Annotated in this window: 19 protein-coding genes; 5 read left to right on the forward strand and 14 right to left on the reverse strand. The window is 54.6% G+C overall.

Annotated elements, in window-relative coordinates:
* Positions 1-31: 31 nt before the first annotated feature.
* Positions 32-1,006 carry an aldo/keto reductase gene (locus OMR58_RS16860; RefSeq protein ID WP_264546462.1) on the forward strand — a complete coding sequence of 325 codons (975 nt, stop codon included), beginning with the start codon at positions 32-34 and terminating at the stop codon, positions 1,004-1,006.
* Positions 1,007-1,179: 173 nt separating this feature from the next.
* Here the strand turns inward: OMR58_RS16860 and pgpA are convergent, their stop codons facing one another.
* The 6 genes from pgpA to nrdR all read right to left on the reverse strand — a co-directional run bounded on the left by pgpA (position 1,180) and on the right by nrdR (position 5,289).
* Positions 1,180-1,686, reverse strand: coding sequence for a phosphatidylglycerophosphatase A (gene pgpA, locus OMR58_RS16865; RefSeq protein ID WP_200545355.1), 507 nt, complete (start codon positions 1,684-1,686; stop codon positions 1,180-1,182).
* A complete protein-coding gene (gene thiL, locus OMR58_RS16870; RefSeq protein WP_264546463.1) occupies positions 1,667-2,641 on the reverse strand; it encodes a thiamine-phosphate kinase in 975 nt (324 codons plus the stop codon). The genes pgpA and thiL overlap by 20 nt, the downstream gene beginning before the upstream one ends.
* A gap of 52 nt (positions 2,642-2,693) precedes the next feature.
* Positions 2,694-3,113 (reverse strand): transcription antitermination factor NusB, encoded by a 420-nt coding sequence (nusB, locus tag OMR58_RS16875; RefSeq protein WP_105590778.1) that lies wholly within the window; start codon positions 3,111-3,113, stop codon positions 2,694-2,696.
* 15 nt (positions 3,114-3,128) lie between these two features.
* Positions 3,129-3,599, reverse strand: coding sequence for a 6,7-dimethyl-8-ribityllumazine synthase (ribH, locus tag OMR58_RS16880; protein WP_105590777.1), 471 nt, complete (start codon positions 3,597-3,599; stop codon positions 3,129-3,131).
* 126 nt (positions 3,600-3,725) lie between these two features.
* Complete coding sequence (gene ribD / locus OMR58_RS16885; protein ID WP_264546464.1) at positions 3,726-4,835, reverse strand: bifunctional diaminohydroxyphosphoribosylaminopyrimidine deaminase/5-amino-6-(5-phosphoribosylamino)uracil reductase RibD; 1,110 nt, start codon at positions 4,833-4,835, stop codon at positions 3,726-3,728.
* 4 nt (positions 4,836-4,839) lie between these two features.
* A complete protein-coding gene (gene nrdR / locus OMR58_RS16890) occupies positions 4,840-5,289 on the reverse strand; it encodes a transcriptional regulator NrdR (RefSeq protein WP_105590775.1) in 450 nt (149 codons plus the stop codon).
* Positions 5,290-5,477: 188 nt separating this feature from the next.
* On the opposite strand from nrdR, the gene OMR58_RS16895 reads away from it, so the two are divergent.
* Positions 5,478-6,047 (forward strand): DUF3251 domain-containing protein, encoded by a 570-nt coding sequence (locus OMR58_RS16895; RefSeq protein ID WP_264546465.1) that lies wholly within the window; start codon positions 5,478-5,480, stop codon positions 6,045-6,047.
* A gap of 52 nt (positions 6,048-6,099) precedes the next feature.
* Here the strand turns inward: OMR58_RS16895 and secF are convergent, their stop codons facing one another.
* The 5 genes from secF to queA form a co-directional block, all read right to left on the reverse strand.
* Positions 6,100-7,041 carry a protein translocase subunit SecF gene (gene secF, locus OMR58_RS16900; RefSeq protein WP_234471790.1) on the reverse strand — a complete coding sequence of 314 codons (942 nt, stop codon included), beginning with the start codon at positions 7,039-7,041 and terminating at the stop codon, positions 6,100-6,102.
* 37 nt (positions 7,042-7,078) lie between these two features.
* Positions 7,079-8,926, reverse strand: a complete 1,848-nt coding sequence (gene secD, locus OMR58_RS16905; protein ID WP_264546466.1) for a protein translocase subunit SecD — start codon at positions 8,924-8,926, stop codon at positions 7,079-7,081.
* Between the two features lie 26 nt (positions 8,927-8,952).
* The gene (gene yajC / locus OMR58_RS16910) at positions 8,953-9,282 is read right to left on the reverse strand and encodes a preprotein translocase subunit YajC (protein ID WP_056233931.1); all 330 of its coding nucleotides are present in this window, start codon (positions 9,280-9,282) and stop codon (positions 8,953-8,955) included.
* Between the two features lie 17 nt (positions 9,283-9,299).
* Positions 9,300-10,430 carry a tRNA guanosine(34) transglycosylase Tgt gene (gene tgt, locus OMR58_RS16915; RefSeq protein ID WP_105590771.1) on the reverse strand — a complete coding sequence of 377 codons (1,131 nt, stop codon included), beginning with the start codon at positions 10,428-10,430 and terminating at the stop codon, positions 9,300-9,302.
* Positions 10,431-10,503: 73 nt separating this feature from the next.
* Positions 10,504-11,577, reverse strand: a complete 1,074-nt coding sequence (gene queA, locus OMR58_RS16920) for a tRNA preQ1(34) S-adenosylmethionine ribosyltransferase-isomerase QueA (protein ID WP_264546520.1) — start codon at positions 11,575-11,577, stop codon at positions 10,504-10,506.
* A 125-nt stretch (positions 11,578-11,702) separates the two neighbouring features.
* Here queA and OMR58_RS16925 point away from each other — a divergent pair, with 125 nt between their 5' ends.
* The 3 genes from OMR58_RS16925 (at position 11,703) to OMR58_RS16935 (ending at position 14,299) form a co-directional block, all read left to right on the forward strand.
* On the forward strand, positions 11,703-12,284 hold the full coding sequence (locus OMR58_RS16925) for an ACP phosphodiesterase (RefSeq protein WP_200545518.1): 582 nt from the start codon (positions 11,703-11,705) through the stop codon (positions 12,282-12,284).
* 198 nt (positions 12,285-12,482) lie between these two features.
* Positions 12,483-13,085: a peroxiredoxin C gene (locus OMR58_RS16930; RefSeq protein ID WP_056233921.1), complete on the forward strand. Its 603-nt coding sequence runs from the start codon at positions 12,483-12,485 to the stop codon at positions 13,083-13,085.
* Between the two features lie 224 nt (positions 13,086-13,309).
* A complete protein-coding gene (locus tag OMR58_RS16935; protein WP_264546467.1) occupies positions 13,310-14,299 on the forward strand; it encodes a LacI family DNA-binding transcriptional regulator in 990 nt (329 codons plus the stop codon).
* Between the two features lie 84 nt (positions 14,300-14,383).
* Here the strand turns inward: OMR58_RS16935 and proY are convergent, their stop codons facing one another.
* The 3 genes from proY to OMR58_RS16950 all read right to left on the reverse strand — a co-directional run bounded on the left by proY (position 14,384) and on the right by OMR58_RS16950 (position 18,618).
* A complete protein-coding gene (gene proY / locus OMR58_RS16940; RefSeq protein ID WP_264546468.1) occupies positions 14,384-15,733 on the reverse strand; it encodes a proline-specific permease ProY in 1,350 nt (449 codons plus the stop codon).
* A 53-nt stretch (positions 15,734-15,786) separates the two neighbouring features.
* On the reverse strand, positions 15,787-17,109 hold the full coding sequence (gene brnQ / locus OMR58_RS16945) for a branched-chain amino acid transport system II carrier protein (protein ID WP_200560039.1): 1,323 nt from the start codon (positions 17,107-17,109) through the stop codon (positions 15,787-15,789).
* A 408-nt stretch (positions 17,110-17,517) separates the two neighbouring features.
* Positions 17,518-18,618, reverse strand: coding sequence for a cobalamin-independent methionine synthase II family protein (locus OMR58_RS16950; protein WP_264546469.1), 1,101 nt, complete (start codon positions 18,616-18,618; stop codon positions 17,518-17,520).
* Between the last annotated feature and the right edge of the window lie 133 nt (positions 18,619-18,751).

Genomic DNA, 18,751 nt, shown 5'->3' on the forward strand with positions numbered 1-18,751 from the left:
GCTTACGCGACGATAAATAGCAGGAGTCTTCATGAAAACCATTCAGTTAGCGAATACCGATCTGACCGTATCACGCCTGAGTCTGGGCTGCATGACCTATGGTGAACCCGATCGCGGCAAGCATGCCTGGACGCTGCCGGAAGATAGCAGCCGCCCGTTAATCAAACAGGCGCTGGAAGCCGGCATTAACTTCTTTGATACCGCCAACAGTTACTCCGACGGCAGCAGCGAAGAGATCGTCGGCCGGGCCCTGCGCGACTATGCCCGCCGCGATGAGGTCGTAGTAGCGACCAAAGTGTTCTTCCCGATGAGCAACCTTTCCGGCGGCCTGTCGCGGAAGAATATTTTGCAGTCAATCGATGACAGCCTGAACCGGCTGGGTATGGAATACGTCGATCTGCTGCAAATCCATCGCTGGGACTACGACACGCCGCTGGAAGAGACGCTGGAGGCACTGCACGACGTGGTGAAAGCCGGTAAAGCCCGCTATATCGGTGCCTCTTCGATGTATGCCTGGCAATTTGCCAAAGCGCTGTATACCGCCGATCGCTACGGCTGGACGCGTTTTGTCAGCATGCAGGACCAGTACAATCTGATCCAACGTGAAGAGGAGCGTGAAATGCATCCGCTGTGTCTGGCGGAGAACATCGCCGTGCTGCCGTGGAGCCCACTGGCACGAGGTCGCCTGACCCGCCCGTGGGGGGAAGCCACCGCGCGGACGGTATCGGATCAATACGGTCAGACGCTGTATACGGCCAATGAGGATAACGACGCCGCGATTGCCGCCCGCGTTGAGGCAATTGCCAGGGACAAAGGGGTCAGCCGGGCGCAGATAGCGCTGGCCTGGCTGCTCAGTAAACCGGCGGTGACCGCACCGATTATTGGTGCATCACGCAGCGAACAGCTGGCCGACCTGGTCAAGGCAACGGAGGTCGAACTCACGCAGGAAGAGATTATCGAGTTGGAAAGCGTCTATCAGCCGCATCCGGTTGTTGGGTTCGAGTAAGCGAGTAAAGCCAGCTATACGTGTTGGCGTGTTGGCGTGTTGGCGTGTTGGCGTGTTGGCGTGTTGGCGTGTTGAGCTAACAAATAGCTGGATTCTTGATACAGGACGATAACTTTTCGTCCTGTATCAGGCGGGCTATCCTGTCAGAATGGCATTGACCCCGACTGCGGGAGTTACATCAGCCAGTAGTGACCGGCAAGGTAGAGAATAGCGGCAGAAACAATCCCGGCCACGATATCGTCCACCATAATCCCCATTCCGCCGTGAACGTTGCGATCAAACCAGCGGATCGGCCACGGCTTCCAGATATCAAACAGACGGAACACCAGGAATCCCGCCAGCACCCACTGCCAGCTGTTGACCGGAATCGCCATCAGGGTAATCCACATCCCGATAAACTCATCCCAGACGATGCTGCCGTGGTCGTGAATGCCCATATCCTTCGCGGTGCGATGACAGAGATAGACGCCGATACTGATCCCTAACAGCAGCACCAGCACGTAGAGATCCTGCGGCAGCAGATTCAGCAGATACCAGAAAGGGATCGCTGCAATCGACCCCATCGTACCAGGCATCCACGGGCTGAGCCCGCTGCCGAAACCGGTGGCCAGCAGGTGCCACGGGTTACTCATCTTCAGGCGGCTTTTCGCCACATCTTTTTCACGAGCCAAAATGGTCAAATCCTTTATGGTTAAACTCCACGACTCTGTCATCCTGCAACAGAACCAGCCCCTCTGCCTGCGAGCCCATCTGGCCAATACAGGTAAACGGTACACCAAGATAGCCGAGCGCCACATCCAGCGCACCGCGATTGATTTCCGGCACAGTGAAACACAGTTCGTAATCTTCACCACCGCTCAGCGCCCAGTGCAGACACTGCTCAGAACTGAAGTTCTGTTTCAGCGGCTCTGAGAGCGGCAAGGCATCCAGATTGATCCGCGCGCCGCAGTCACTGGCTTTCAGCACATGGCCGAGATCGGAAATAAGCCCGTCGGAAATATCGATCGCTGAACTCGCCAGATCGCGCAACGCCTGGCCCTGCAGGATTCTCGGGATAGGTCGCAGATGGCGCTTAATGAGTGCTTCATGGGCAGCGGGGTTGCTCAACTGCTCCTGGCCCAGCAACAGGGCCAGACCGGCGGCGCTGTCACCCAGCGTGCCGGTGACGTAAATCCAGTCGCCGATGCGCGCACCGGAACGGCGCAGTGCCCGGCCCTGCGGCACCAGGCCATGAATTCCCAGCGTCATGCTTAGCGGACCGCGCGTCGTATCGCCGCCGATCAGCTGCATATCGTAATAATCGAGAAGCTCAAACAGGCTATCGCTGAAGCTTTCCAGCCAGCTTTCATCCACGTTTGGCAGTGTCAGCGCCAGAGTCAGCCACGCCGGGTCGGCGCCCATCGCAGCAAGGTCGCTAAGATTTACCGCCAGCGCTTTGTAGCCGAGGTCGGCTGGATGAATATCGGCAAGAAAATGGACACCCGCCACCAGCGTATCGGTACTGATCGCCAGAGACTGTTTTTCAGGTACGCTCAGCAAGGCGCAGTCGTCGCCAATACCTTTTTCGACATCGCGACGGGAGCTTGTTACACGATCAAAGTAGCGTGCTATCAGTTCAAATTCGCCACAAGCCATAGTGCATTCCGGGAGTAAAAAGAAGAGGCCGGGTTAGCGGCCTCTTGAGAGATTATTTGCGGTTTGGACGGATCTGCGGAGCGGCTTTATCCAGCACGCCGTTGACAAACTTATGGCTGTCTTCAGCACCGAACACTTTCGCCAGCTCGATCCCTTCATTGATGGCCACTTTGTAGGGAACATCTGAACGCTTGCTCAGTTCAAACAGAGAAATACGCAGGATCGCCTTTTCTACCTGTCCCAGCTCTTCCAACTGACGTGACAGATAGGGTTTCATCAGGCCGTCGAGGTATGCACTGTTAGTTGCAACGCCGCCGACCAGCTCACGGAAATAATTGATATCGACGTCTTTAACGTCCTGTTCCGCCAGAAACTGGTATTCGACATCAGCGATGTCGTTTTTGGAGATCTGCCACGAGTAAAGTGCCTGAACAGCACATTCACGGGCGCGGCGACGAGCAGCAGGTTTCACGAAATTCCCCTTAAATCAGGCTTTGATGGCTTTTAATACGTTAATCATTTCCAGTGCGGTCAGGGCTGCTTCAGCACCTTTATTACCCGCCTTGGTTCCGGCGCGTTCGATGGCCTGCTCGATGTTTTCAGTCGTCAGCACGCCAAAGGCAACCGGGATATCGCTGTTCATGGCAACACTGGCAAGACCGGAGCTGGCCTCGCCTGCCACATATTCGAAGTGAGCGGTGCCGCCACGGATAACGGTACCCAGCGCCACAACGGCATCGTGCTTGCCGGCTTTTGCCAGCGCGCGAGCGGTCATTGGCAGCTCATACGCGCCCGGAACCCAGACCACGGTGATATTTTCATCTTTCACCTGGCCAATACGTTTCAGGGCATCAATCGCGCCGCTCAGCAGGCTGTCGTTGATAAAGTTGTTGAAACGCGCAATAACCAGAGCAACACGCGCATCAGGGGTAGCAACAGCAGCTTCAATAACGTTCATAATCTTCCTTTCAGGGTTCTGTTTGGCCCCGCAGGGGGGCGGATTCTATCACACTCTTAATCCGTCTGCTTGCTTTTGCGCAAACGGAATGCAGGCAAAAATCTTCGCTGGGGGCGAGCCGTTAACTCAGCGGTATTTCGGCGTGAGCGTCAGGCGCACATCAGGCCCCACCTGGCGAACATCGCTGAAGGCAAATTCCGGCGCATCGGCCAGACGCTCCAGCCCGGGCAGATGGCACAGACCACGCCCTGCATCGCCCAGCAGTTTCGGTGCCAGATAAACAATCAGCTCGTCGACTACGCACGCCTGCAACAACGCGCCGGCAAACTGTGCCCCGGCTTCCACCCACACGCTGTTGATTTGTTTTTTACCCAGCAGCATAAACATCGAAACCAGATCGATCCGGTTATGGTGGCGCGGCACGCTAAACTGGGTCACATTGTCCGGCCACGATTGCGCATCGATTTCGTTACGCGCCAGCCAGGTTTCCCCGGATTGTGCAATAAGTCGATGCTGTGGCGTGACGCGATTCTGGCTGTCTACGATAATTCTCACCGGCTGGCGCAAATCTTCTGCGGCATAGCGTGAACGGGTGCTGGCATCCAGCTCATCATAGCGCACCGTCAGCGACGGATTATCTGCCAGTACGGTTGCGCTGGTGCTGAGAATGGCAGAGCTTTGCGCCCGCAGCCTCTGCACGTCACGCCTTGCCTCAGACGAGGTAATCCACTGACTTTCACCGCTTGCCATTGCCGTACGGCCATCCAGCGAGGCACCCAGCTTGAGCTGCACCCACGGGAATCCGGTGCGCATCCGCTTGAGGAATCCCCGGTTCAGCGCTTCTGCTTCCTGCATCATCAGGCCGTGGCTGACGTCAATGCCGGCCTGCCGCAAACGATACAGCCCGCGCCCGGCCACTTGCGGATTGGGATCTTGCATCGCCGCAACCACCCGACTCACGCCTGCCGCCGTCAGCGCATCACAGCAGGGAGGTGTGCGTCCATGATGACTACAGGGTTCAAGGGTGACATAAGCGGTGGCACCGCGGGCTTTATCGCCCGCCATTCGCAGCGCATTCACTTCGGCATGCGGCTCACCGGCTCGACGGTGATAGCCCTCACCCACAATTTCACCGTCACGAACAATAACGCAGCCAACGTTTGGATTAGGCGTAGTGGTAAAGCAACCGAGGCGCGCCAGCTCAAGCGCACGCGCCATATAGAATTCATCACGCATCGCATCAGTCCTGTAAGCGGGCGATCTCTTCGCCAAATTCCCGAATATCTTCAAAGCTGCGATAGACCGAGGCGAAACGGATATAAGCCACTTTATCCAGCTTTTTCAGCTCGTCCATCACCAGATTACCAATCATCTTACTGGCCACTTCACGCTCGCCGGTCGCACGCAGCTGGCTTTTGATATGGCTGAGCGCGGTCTCGACCGCATCGGAGTTAACCGGGCGTTTCTCCAGCGCTTTCATCAGACCGCTACGCAGCTTGTCTTCATTAAACGGTTCGCGCACGTCGTTGCTTTTCACCACACGCGGCATCACCAGTTCGGCAACTTCGAAAGTCGTAAAGCGCTCATGACACACCAGGCATTGGCGACGACGACGCACCGAAGTTCCCTCCCCCACCAGGCGGGAGTCGATCACTTTGGTATCCACGGCGGAACAGAATGGGCAATGCATGATGCGTCCTGATAATCCTTGAAATTGACGGCTAGTGTAACGCGAACGAAGCCGCCTGCCAAAGCCACGCGGCGCAAAACTGCATGACTTTATGCGGCGCGGGCCGCAAAAGACAGCTTTTCGGGGCAGGCTATTCAGACTGCTTTGCTCTAAGATAAAAGCAAATGTTCATCAGAAGGAAATGAATAATGACAACGGCTTATCTGAAACTGTCATTAATTGCGTCGCTGCTGGCGCTAGCCGGCTGTTCCAGCGCACCGTCGCAGCCGAAAATCAACCAGCTGCATAATGAAGTCGGCAAGCTGAGTAAGGAAATGCGCCAGCTCACCCGCCAGGCGAGCGCGCTGGAACAGCAGGGGCATCTTAATAGCGGTACTGCTCAGGGGGCCTGGCTGCTGCCGCTGGCGAATACCGGGGTGATCCTGAAAAGCCAGGCGGGCGATCTGAAGCTGTCCTTAAGCCACGTTCAGAGCGAAGCTAACGGCACGCGTGACACGCTGGATATTCGTGCAACCGGCGACGCAACGCTGCCGTCGTTCAGTGCGGAAGTGGAATGGGGCGAGCTGGATAGCGCCACCGGTCAGCCGTTGAGTATCAGCAGTATGTCGCAAAAAATTGAGGTCGCCAGCACACTATTGCCACGCAGCCAGGTCAGCGTGCCGCTGCGGTTGAGCAATCTGTCACCGGAACAACTGGGGTACGTGCGCGTGCATGATGTGGTGGTGACTCCGCCAGCGGCAGCGGTCAGCATGCCATAAAATAAAAAAAGGGCCACAATCTGTGGCCCTTCGCTTTATGACACTTCAGTCATTAAGGCAGAATCGAAGGCTGGTCTGCGCCCTCTTTTTCCACTTTCTGCTGGATCATATGTTCACGCTTCATGCCCAGTTTCAGCGCCAGCGCTGAAGAGACATAAATCGACGAGATAGTACCGATGGTGATACCGATCAGCATGGTCAGAGAGAAGCCTTTCAGCAGCTCGCCACCAAAAATGAACAGGATCAGAACCATCGCCAGCGTCGTTGCCGAGGTGATAATGGTACGGCTCAGCGTCTGCGTCAGAGAGACGTTGGTGATATCGTAAGACGATCCGCGACGGATTTTGCGGAAGTTCTCACGAATACGATCCGAGACCACGATCTTATCGTTCAGCGAGTAGCCGATAACCGACATTAGCGAGGCAACGATAGTCAGATCGATCTCAACATGGAACAGAGAGAGCAGCCCCATGGTGATCACCACGTCGTGCGCCAGCGCCAGCACGGTACCCAGCGCCAGTCGCCACTCGAAGCGGAAACCGATATAGATCAGAATGGCAATCAGCGCGGAGAGCAGCGCCATGCCGCCTGCCGTCGCCAGATCGCTACCCACCGTCGGCCCGACGAACTCAATACGCTTAACGGTAGCATGCTGCTTAGTGGTGTCATTAATCACCGCCAGCACCTTGCTGCCCAGCTCCTGGCCCGCATTGCCTTCGTTCGGTGACATACGCACCATCACATCACGGCTGCTGCCAAAGTTCTGCACCTGCGGTTCTGCGAACCCGGCCTTCACCAGGCTTTCGCGCATCACGTCCAGATCGGTCGGGTTTTCCAGGTTGATTTCAATCACCGTACCACCGGTGAAATCAAGCCCCCAGTTAAACCCACGTACACCGATAATCGCTACCGAGATAATCAGCAGCAGACCAGAGATGATGAACGCCAGCGTATCCCAGCGCATAAAGTCGACGACTTTACGCCCGTGATTCATTTGTTCAACACTATGTTCCTGTGACACAACGCACTCCTCAGATAGACAACTTGTTGATGCGTTTGCCGCCGTACATCAGATTAACGATGGCACGGGTGCCGATAATCGCGGTAAACATGGACGTTGCCACACCAATCGCCGTGGTGATAGCAAACCCTTTAATCGAGCCGGTACCCACTGCGTACAGAATGATAACTTTAATCAGCGTAGTCACGTTGGCATCAACGATACTGGAGAACGCACCTTTATAGCCTTCATGAATCGCCTGCTGAACGGAACGCCCGTTACGCAGCTCTTCTTTGATACGCTCGTTTATCAGTACGTTAGCATCGACCGCAACCGCCAGCGTCAGAACGATACCGGCAATACCCGGCATCGTCAGCGTTGCGCCCGGCAGCAGCGACATAATGCCGACAATCAACACCAGGTTAGCTAACAGCGCGCTGGTCGCCACCAGGCCGAATTTTTTGTACCACACCACCATAAAGATGATCGAAGCGATCAGGCCCCACAGGCAGGCTTCCAGACCCTGAGTGATGTTCTGCTGACCCATAGTCGGGCCGATAGTACGCTCTTCAACAATCTGGATTGGCGCAATCAACGCACCGGCACGCAGCAGCAGCGACAGTTGACGTGCTTCGTTCGGATTGTTAATGCCGGTAATACGGAAGCTGTTACCCAGACGAGACTGGATGTTCGCAACGTTGATCACCTCTTCCTGCTTCACCAGAATCGCACGGCCGTTGGCGTCTTTCTTCCCGCTGTCTTTATATTCAACAAACAGGGTAGCCATCGCCTTACCGACGCTGTCTTTGGTGAAGTTGGACATGATGTTACCGCCAGCGCTGTCCAGGGAAATATTAACCTGTGGCTGGTTGTACTCATCCATGCTTGAGGTGGAGTCGGTAATGTGGTCACCGGTGAGGATCACGCGTTTGTACAGCACAACCGGCTGGCCATCGCGAGTCTGTTTGACTTCAGAGTCACCCGGTACGCGGCCGTTTGCGGCGGCAGTGGCATCCACGCTGGTGTTAACCAGGCGGAATTCCAGCGTTGCCGTTGCACCGAGGATCTCTTTCGCACGCGCGGTGTCCTGAATACCCGGCAGTTCAACCACAATGCGGTCAGCACCCTGACGCTGCACCAGCGGCTCAGCTACGCCCAGCTGGTTAACACGATTTCGCAGAATGTTGATGTTCTGCTGTACCGCATATTCACGCGCTTCACGCAGACGTTCGTCGCTCATTACCGCAGTCAGCGCATTGCTGCCGCTGCTACTGATGACCATATCGCGGTGACGGCTCGTCAGATAGCTAACGGCCTGATTACGCGCATCCGCATCGCGGAAACGAATCTCCATGCCGTAGTTATCAGTTTTACGAACGTTAACGTAAGGAATATTTTTTTCACGCAGATCGCTACGCAGGCTATCGATATTTTGCTCCTGGAGTTTACCCAGAGCAGTATCCATATCGACTTCCATCAGGAAATGTACGCCGCCGCGCAGGTCAAGACCGAGTTTCATCGGCTCTGCGTTCAGCATTGACAGCCAGGTGGGTGTAGCCGGCGCAAGGTTAAGCGCCACAACGTAATTCTCGCCAAGAACCTTCATAATCGCTTCACGAGCGCGCAGCTGCACGTCGGTATTAGCGAAACGCGCCATAATAGCGCCGTTTTCCAGGGCAATAGATTTGCTCTGGATATTATCTTCTTTTAATGCGTTTTGGATCTGAACCAGCGTTTGCTCACTGGCGGCGCTTCCGCGCGCACCAGTGATCTGAACAGCCGGATCCTCACCATAAAGGTTAGGCAGTGCATACAGCAGACCGACGAGTAATACGACGATCAGCATGATGTACTTCCATAAAGGATAACGGTTTAACACGGCAGTTCCCTTAGGGACATCAAAAATTACAGCGCCTTCATCGAACCTTTCGGCAGAACGGCAGCTACGAAGTCACGTTTGACCACAACTTCAGTGGTTTCGTTCAGCGCGATAGCGACATAACCAGTTTCCGCTACTTTCGTAACGCGGCCTACCAGGCCACCGGTGGTCAGCACTTCATCACCCTTAGAGATTGAGTCCATCAGTTTTTTGTGCTCTTTCGCACGTTTCTGCTGAGGGCGCAGGATCATGAAGTAGAAAATCAGACCAAATACAACCAGCATAATCACCAGAGAGTAAGGACTTCCCTGTGATGGTGCTGCAGCTGCCACGGCATCAGAAATGAACAAGCTCATTAAAATTCCCTCATTGTTTAATTATCAGACGTTAATGGCGGAACCGCCGTCCCCGTCCGTTGGTAAAATTCAGTCACGAAGTGCTCTAATTTACCTTCTTCAATAGCCTTGCGTAAACCCGCCATCAGGCGCTGGTAATAACGCAGATTATGAATGGTATTCAGTCGCGCTCCTAAAATCTCATTACAGCGATCGAGATGGTACAAATAGGCACGGCTGTAATTGCGACAGGTGTAGCAATCACACTCGGCATCCAGCGGAGACGTGTCATCTTTATACTTCGCGTTACGGATTTTCACCACACCATCGGTGACGAACAGATGTCCGTTACGCGCATTACGGGTTGGCATCACGCAGTCGAACATATCAATACCACGACGGACGCCTTCAACCAGATCCTGTGGCTTACCCACGCCCATTAAGTAGCGCGGTTTATCTTCAGGAAGCTGCGGACAAACGTGCTCCAGAATACGGTGCATGTCCTCTTTTGGCTCGCCGACCGCCAGGCCGCCCACAGCGTACCCATCAAAGCCGATCTCCACCAGTCCTTTAACCGAGACATCGCGTAAATCTTCGTAAACACTACCCTGAATGATGCCGAACAGCGCGTTTTTATTCCCAAGCGAATCAAAGCGATCGCGGCTACGCTGCGCCCAGCGCAGGGACATTTCCATAGAACGCTTGGCATAATCCCAGTCGGCCGGGTATGGCGTACATTCATCGAAAATCATCACGATATCAGAACCGAGATCGTACTGAATTTCCATCGATTTTTCAGGATCGAGGAAGATCGCATCACCGTTGATCGGGTTACGGAAATGTACGCCCTTCTCGGTGATCTTACGAATATCTCCCAGGCTGAAGACCTGGAAACCGCCGGAGTCTGTCAGGATCGGCCCTTTCCACTGCATAAAATCATGGAGATCGCCGTGCAGCTTCATGATTTCCTGGCCAGGACGCAGCCATAAATGGAAGGTGTTACCCAGAATAATCTGCGCACCCGTCGCTTCGACTTCTTCCGGGGTCATGCCTTTCACCGTGCCGTACGTGCCCACGGGCATAAAGGCCGGGGTTTCTACCACGCCACGATCAAAAACCAGGCGACCACGACGGGCGCGGCCGTCGGTAGTATCTAATTCAAACTTCACATTGCCTCCACCGAAGAAACAGTTCGATGTTAATGGTGATCAAAGGGAAAGCCGATGCCGTCCTTTGGAAAAATCAGGCCTGCCCCGGGATCTCGTGGCAGGCCTGAGAATTACGGGTAATAAACATCGCGTCACCATAGCTGAAGAAGCGATATTCCTGTGCTACCGCCTGCTGATAGGCATGCATGGTATTTTTATAACCAGCAAAGGCAGAGACCAGCATAATCAGCGTGGACTCCGGCAGGTGGAAGTTAGTCACCAGCGCGTCAATGACCTGATAGTGATAGCCCGGATAGATAAAGATTTTGGTATCGCCAAAGAACGGCGCAATCAGCGCATCGCCAGCGGCCTGCGCGGCGCTCTCCAGCGAACGAACCGAGGTGGTGCCCACGGCGATCACCCGATTGCCGCGCGCCTTACAGGCCAGCACCGCATCCACCACATCCTGCGGCACTTCCGCATATTCGGCGTGCATAATGTGGTCTTCAATGCTGTCCACCCGCACCGGCTGGAATGTCCCCGCACCAACGTGCAGGGTAACAAATGCGGTTTCAATGCCCTTTTCACGCAGCGCGGCCAGCAGAGGCTCGTCGAAATGCAGACCGGCGGTTGGAGCCGCTACGGCACCCGGTTTCTGGCTGTACACCGTCTGATAAAGCTCGCGGTCTACTTCCTCGTCCGGACGATCGATATAGGGCGGCAGCGGCATATGGCCGATATCATTCAGAATATCCAGCACCGCACGCGGGTCGTTAAATTCAATTTCAAACAGCGTGTCATGGCGTGCGGTCATCGTTGCCTGCACGCTTTCATCTTCGCCCAACAGCAGTGCGCTGCCCGGTTTCGGAGATTTTGACGAGCGCACATGGGCCAGCACACGCTTGTCATCCAGCATGCGCTCAATCAGCACTTCAATTTTCCCGCCGCTGGCCTTGCGGCCAAAAATACGTGCCGGGATCACCCGCGTATTGTTAAACACCAGCAGGTCACCGGGATTAAGTTTGTCCAGTAAGTCGGTGAACACCCCGTGCGTCAGCGCGCCATCCTCACCGTTTAACGACAGCAGACGGCACCCGCTGCGCTGGGCCTGCGGATAGTGGGCAATCAAAGATTCTGGTAACTCAAAAGAAAAATCGGCAACGCGCATGGTCATTCACATTCAGGGAAATCAGGGCGCATATTCTAGCTGAAAAACGGCAACTTCTAAACCTGCCCTTGATCTTTCATGCCGTCGTTGCAAAGCCGTGGGTGAAAATAAGATATAGTAGGCGCATGAACTATCTCGCTCACCTCCATCTTGCCACGCTTGCCAACAGTTCGCTGCTGGGCAATTTGATGGCCGACTACATTCGCGGCAATCCGCAGCAGCAGTTTTCTGCCGATATTGCCGAAGGAATTGCCCTGCACCGACGTATCGATGCACTGACCGATTCACTGCCGGAAGTCCGTGCTGCGCGGCAGTTGTTTCGTCCGGAAACGAAGCGCGTTGCGCCCATTACGCTGGACGTTATCTGGGATCATTTCCTGTCACATCACTGGGCTAAACTGGTGCCGGAAATTTCCCTGCCAGCTTTTTTGTCTCATGTTAAAAGTGTGATCGAGCCACAATTGCCGGGTACGCCGGAAGGTTTTCAGACTCTTAATCATTATTTATGGCGAGACCGCTGGATGGAGCGTTATGCCGCCGCGCCCTATTTACAAAATGTGCTACGAGGAATGGCCAGTCGCCGCCCTCGCCTGGCGGCACTGAGCGAGAGTTATTACGATTTTGAAGAAAATTATCAACAACTTGAAGACTTTTTTTGGCAGTTGTATCCGCAGATGATGGATCGGGCGGCCCGGCAAATTCTGTGAAGTAGCCCCAGACTGACTTAGCGGTTGCCCTTTTCAATAAAAAGGTTATTGTATGATACTGTTTTAGTATTAACCTTTCTTTTGATAGGCGTAACCTATCTGAATAATCGGCGTATTACGCTGGCTCGCGGCAGGATGCACACCTTATACTTCCCGCATCTTGTCACCTTCATCCAACTTACTTTTACAGGAGTGAACATGGTCCTGGTAACTCGTCCAGCCCCTGATTTTACCGCCGCAGCCGTACTGGGCAACGGTGAGATCGTAGAGAACTTCAACTTTAAAAAACACACCGCTGGTAAAGCCACCGTTGTGTTCTTTTGGCCAATGGACTTCACTTTCGTCTGCCCTTCTGAGCTGATCGCTTTCGACAAGCGTTATGCTGAATTCCAGAAGCGCGGCGTTGAAGTTGTGGGTGTTTCCTTCGACTCAGAGTTCGTCCACAACGCATGGCGTAAAACTCCGGTTGATAAAGGCGGCATCGGCGAAGTGCAGTACGCAATGGTTGCCGACATCAAACGTGAAATCCAGAAAGCCTACGGTATTGAGCATCCGGACGCGGGCGTTGCCCTGCGCGGCTCTTTCCTGATCGACAAAGCCGGTGTGGTTCGCCACCAGGTTGTTAACGATCTGCCACTGGGTCGTAACGTTGATGAAATGCTGCGTATGGTTGACGCGCTGCAGTTCCACGAAGAGCACGGTGAAGTGTGCCCGGCTCAGTGGGAAAAAGGCAAAGAAGGTATGGGCGCTTCGCCAGAAGGCGTGGCGAAATACCTGTCTGAAAACGCCGCTAAGCTGTAATTTCAGCTCTGCAAAAAACTCGCTTCGGCGAGTTTTTTTTGCCTGAATTTCCTCCCGCCCCTGCAATTATTGTTACTAACTTGTTGAAGGCACCTTTTGCCAGGCTGAAGAATACGGTTTTTATCCATTATATCTGGACCCGCCCGCAACCACCAACCGCCAGTAACCGGATTACGGCGGCAGGGCTAAGATTTCATGCTTGCGACAATAGACAGGGAGTTGCAATGGCGTCAGATAATAAAAACTGGATTACGGCAGCCGATGTTGCCCGTCATGCAGGGGTTTCACGTTCAGCGGTATCACGTACGTTTACACCCGGGGCCTCCGTCTCGGAACAAACCCGCCAGCGGGTTCTGGCCTCGGCAAATGAACTGGGTTATCAGGTCAACATTATTGCCAGAACGATGATAACCGGCAGCAGCAACTTCGTTGGCCTGATTTCCACCAGTTTCGACAGTCCCTTTAACAACAGGCTGCTGGTCTCGTTGATTCATCATCTGACGCTGCACGGTTTTATGCCACTGCTGTTGAATATAAACGGGCCGCATCAGCTCGAACCCGCACTGTACAAGCTACTTAGCTACCATATCACCGGAGTGATCATGACCTCGGGTGCGCCCCCATTTGCTCTGGCCCGCGAGTATCTGGCAAAGAAAATCCCGGTCGTGCTGGTTAACCGCTATGCCTGTCTGCCTGGCATCGATCGCATTTGCAGTGATAATACTCAGGGCGCAACCCAGGTTGCAGAGCTGTTTGTTGAACAAAATCTGCGACAGCTGGCTTTTATTGGAGAGAACCGGCACAGCTTTAATACCGCTGAGCGCTGGCGAGCCTTTCGTGCCGCTCTACCGGCAACGCCGCCCGTGGCCCATTTCTGCGATCGGGACAGCTATCAGTGCGGTTGGGATACAGCGGAAACTGTCTTAAGAGCACAGCCCGATCTCGAGGGAATTTTCTGTGCCAGCGATATGCTGGCGATGGGAGCGATGGACTACCTTCGCCAGTCAGCACAAAACACCGATGTCAAAGTGGTCGGGTTTGATGATATCCCGCAGGCGAGTTATGCCGCCTACAGCTTGACGACCGTACGCCAGGATACCGATCGCTTAGCGCTGTTTTCCGTCGACTCCCTGCTCAAGCGCATTGAGAACTTTTCCCGCCCTTCACTCGAGCAGTCCGTACCGGTTGATCTGGTTCGCCGCTGTTCTGCCTGATACAAAAAAACCGCCATCCTCACGGATCGCGGTTTTTTTTAAACTTCACTTACAGCTACACGACTCTATGTAACCCATTAACGGTTATTTGCGTCGCTTCACCCACTGCCAGCTCACCAACAGCAGCAGAATCCACGCAATACCGACGTACAGCGATACGCGGGTATCCGGGAAATAGCCGATCAGGCCAATAATAAAGACCAGGAAGAGAATACCCACCGTTGCGGTAAATGGCCCGCCCGGCAAGGCAAATGCCAGTTCCTTCTTCTGCTCGGCGCTCAGCGTGCGGCGGAAGCCAATCTGGGAGAACAGGATCATAATCCACACCCAAACGGTCGCGAACGTCGCCAGCGAAGCAATCACCAGGAATACTTTCTCCGGCATCAGATAGTTCAGATACACCGCCACCAGCATGGCGGCCATCATGGCCATCACCGTGACCCACGGCACGCCCCGGCGGGAAACGTTTGCAAAGACCTTAGGTGCATGTCCCTGCTCAGCCATACCGTGCAGCATACGCCCGACGCCGAAGACGTCGCTGTTAATCGCCGACAGTGACGCAGTGACCACCACAAAGTTGAGGATGGCTGCCGCTGCCGCAATGCCCATATGCTGGAAAGTCAGCACGAACGGACTGCCGTTGGTTCCCACCTGGTTCCACGGGTAGATGGACATAATGACGAATAGCGTACCAACGTAGAACACCAGAATACGCAGCGGTACCGCATTAATTGCCCGTGGAATTGAGGTCTGTGGATCTTTCGCCTCACCGGCGGTGATACCAATAATCTCAATCCCGCCATAGGCAAACATCACCACCTGCAGCGACAGCATCATGCCGATCCAGCCGTTGGGGAAGAATCCGCCATTGGCCCACAGATTACTGATGCCGGTTGGCTGGCCGCCGTTGCCGAGGCCCCAGACAATAATACCAATACCGGCGACAATCATGATGATGATGGTAGCCACTTTGAACAGCGACAGCCAGAACTCTACCTCACCAAACACTTTCACCGTGGCGAGGTTAATAGCCCCGATAATCATCACCACGCTCAGCACCCAGATCCAGTGCGGCACATCCGGGAACCAGAAGCCCATATAGATACCGAACGCGGTAACGTCGGCTATTGCTACGATGAGGATTTCAAAGCAGTAGGTCCAGCCGGTGATAAAACCTGCCAGCGGGCCGAGGTAGTCCTGCGCATAGCGCGAGAAGGAGCTGGCCTGAGGATTGTTGACCGACATTTCGCCCAGTGCACGCATAATGATATACGCCACCGCACCGCCGATCAGATAGGCCAGAATAACGCTGGGACCGGCCATCTTGATAGCATCTGCCGAACCGTAGAACAGCCCGGTTCCGATTGCCGAACCCAGGGCCATAAAACGAATATGGCGGGTGCTCAGTCCCTTTTTAAGTGTCGAACTTGTCATCTATACACCTGTCGACCCCTTACCAACAGAGGTAAGGGGAAGTTTTACAACGCTTATTGCTGATGCGCAGTAACCGACTGGTGGCCTGACACGCGATCGTATACGGCTACCAATACCAGCATCACCAGTGAAGGTGGCAACCATGCCAGTCCCTGATCCGCCAGCGGCAGATTTTGGGCAAACCCAGGCAGCAAGGCCTTAAATTCCGTGGTTTTGATGGCGTCAATAATACCGAAAATCAGGCTCACTAACATCGGTAAAGCGATGATTCGGCTACTTTTGTGCCACCACTTCAGGGTGAAACTCAACAGAACCAGCACAATACACGGCGGATAAATCGCCGTCAGCACCGGAATAGAGAACTGGATCAGATGGCTCAGGCCCAGGTTAGACACCACCATGGAGAACAGGCCAAGGATAAACACCAGCTGGCGGTAAGTTAAAGGCAACAGGCCTTCAAAGAACTCCGCGCACGCACAGGTCAGGCCAACCGCGGTGACCATACAGGCCACAAAAATCAGCGCGGCCAGGAAGAAACTGCCCATACCGCCGAAGGTGTGCTGCACATAGGCATGCAGAATAGCGGCACCGTTCGCCTGCTGATCGACAATCGAGGCGCTGTCTGAACCCAGTTTGAACAGGCTGAGGTAAACCAGCGTCAGGCCAACACCAGCGATCAAACCGGCAATCACCGTATAGCGGGTCAGCAGCTTCGCGCTGTCGATACCGCGTGAGCGCGCAGCGTTGACGATTACGATACCGAACACCAGCGCGCCCAGCGTATCCATGGTCAGATAGCCGTTAACAAAGCCGCTGGAGAATGCCGCACGCTGATAGTCGTGGGTTGCCGGAGCAAGACCGCCGGCGGGCCACAGCAGAGCCGCGACGCCCAGGATGGTCAGCGCAACGATTTTCAGCGGTGCCAGCACGTGGCCGACGGTATCCAGCAGTTTGCCCGGATACAGAGAGATACCGATCACCAGCGCAAAGTAGATCAGGCTGTACACCAGCAGCGGCAGAGCACCATCGCCGGTCAGCGGGGCAATACCCACTTCGAAGGAAACGGTGGCGGTACGCGGGGTGGCGAACAGCGGGCCCACGGCGAGGTAACAGACCGTTGCCAGCACTACGCCGGCCGCTTTACCGATTGGCGAGCTGAGGGCATCAATGCCGCCACCGACGCGCGCCAGTGCGATCACGGTGATCACCGGTAGGCCCACGGCGGTAATCAGGAAGCCGATTGCTGCGGTCCAGACGAATTCGCCGGACTGGATACCCACCATCGGCGGGAAAATAATGTTTCCGGCACCTACGAACAGGGCAAAAGTCATAAAGCCCAGCGCCAGAATATCTTTTGGAGTTAAACGATGCGTCATAAGGAACGGTGCTGCCTGTACTGGTATTGAATCGTGATGTCAGGTTTATCCCCTGTGTCGCCCGGTAAACGTTGCAAAATCAAGCTAATGCAGTGGAAACCACCGTGTATGAGCCAAACGGGCAGCGAATCAGAGCTGTTTATTTTCTATATGCAGGGGGATGATGAAAAAACGGAGGTAAGTAAAACGTTTATAGCGGAGAAAGGCAATACGGGATCTAAAAAGCAGTAGTATATAGCGTAAAAATAACAACAGGCAGCGTATATCATTAGTTAACGTGAATATCGCGTTACATGATTTGTATCTTTTTTATTCGACACGGCGTTAATTTCTGCATTTTACCTGCAATTGATGCACAAAAGGCGCGTAAAAACGCGCCTTATACACAAAATAACAGGGGGTAACGCCTTACCAGACGCGGTTGGCGATATCCACAACCAGACGCAGTTTGGCCCACTGCTGCGCTTCCGTCAGGCTGTTGCCCTCTTCGGTCGAGGCAAAGCCGCACTGCGGGCTGAGACAGATCTGGTCGAGGCTGACGTACTGCGCCGCCTCTTTGATCCGCTGCTCCACCGTGGCCGCCTCTTCCAGCTCGCCGGTTTTGGTGGTGATCAGGCCCAGTACCACCTGCTGGTTGCCCGGCTTGATAAAGCGCAGCGGCTCAAAGCCGCCCGAGCGCTCGTTATCGTATTCCAGGAAGAAATTATCAATATTCACGCCGCCGAACAGGATCTCCGCCACCGGCTCATAGCCACCTTCCGAGATCCAGGTTGAGCGGAAGTTTCCACGGCACACATGCAGCCCGACAATCAGGTCATCCGGCTTCCCTTCCAGCGCCTTGTTCAGCACGCGGGCATAGGTCTGCGCCAGCTCTTCAGGGTTGTCGCCGCGCTCGCGAATTTCACGCTTCTGGTCGTCAGAGCACAGGTAGGCCCAGACGGTATCATCCAGCTGCAGATAGCGGCATCCGGCATCGTAGAACGCTTTGATCGCATCTTTATAGGTCTGGGCCAGATCGTCGAAGTAGTCTTTCAGATCGGGATAGACGGTGGCATCAATCACCTTACGACCGCCACGGAAGTGCAGCACGCTCGGGCTTGGGATAGTCATCTTCGCCACGGCATCACCGCTGATGCTTTGCAGGAAGCGAAAATCCTCCAGCATCGGGTGGTTGCTGAAGCCCAGCTTGCCGGTCACTTTCACGCCGCGCGCTTTGGTCTGTACGCCGTTAAACTGAATGCCCTGCTCGGCTTCATAGCGCTCCACGCCGTCCAGGCCGTCAAAGAAATCAAAGTGCCACCAGGCGCGGCGGAATTCGCCGTCGGTCACAACCTGCAGGCCCGCTTCACGCTGCAGATCAACAACCTTACGAATTTCAGCATCTTCAATGCGGCGCAGCGCGGCGGCGTCAATTTCACCGGCTTCAAACTGTTTACGTGCCTGCTTGATCGCGGCAGGACGCAGAAAGCTGCCAACCACTTCGGCGCGATAATGGGTAGATGTTGTCATAGTCGGTTACTCCTGGCCTGCCATCCGGCGCATAATTTAGGGTAGTAATAATTACTACTGGTTATTTTTGGACATCTGGATGTCTATATGTCTGGTGTTAAGAGTGTCATGAGAAACAGGCAGCGGCAAACGA

It is taken from the genome of Erwinia sp. INIA01, from assembly GCF_025947915.1.
GTDB classification, from domain to species: Bacteria; Pseudomonadota; Gammaproteobacteria; order Enterobacterales; family Enterobacteriaceae; genus Erwinia; species Erwinia coffeiphila.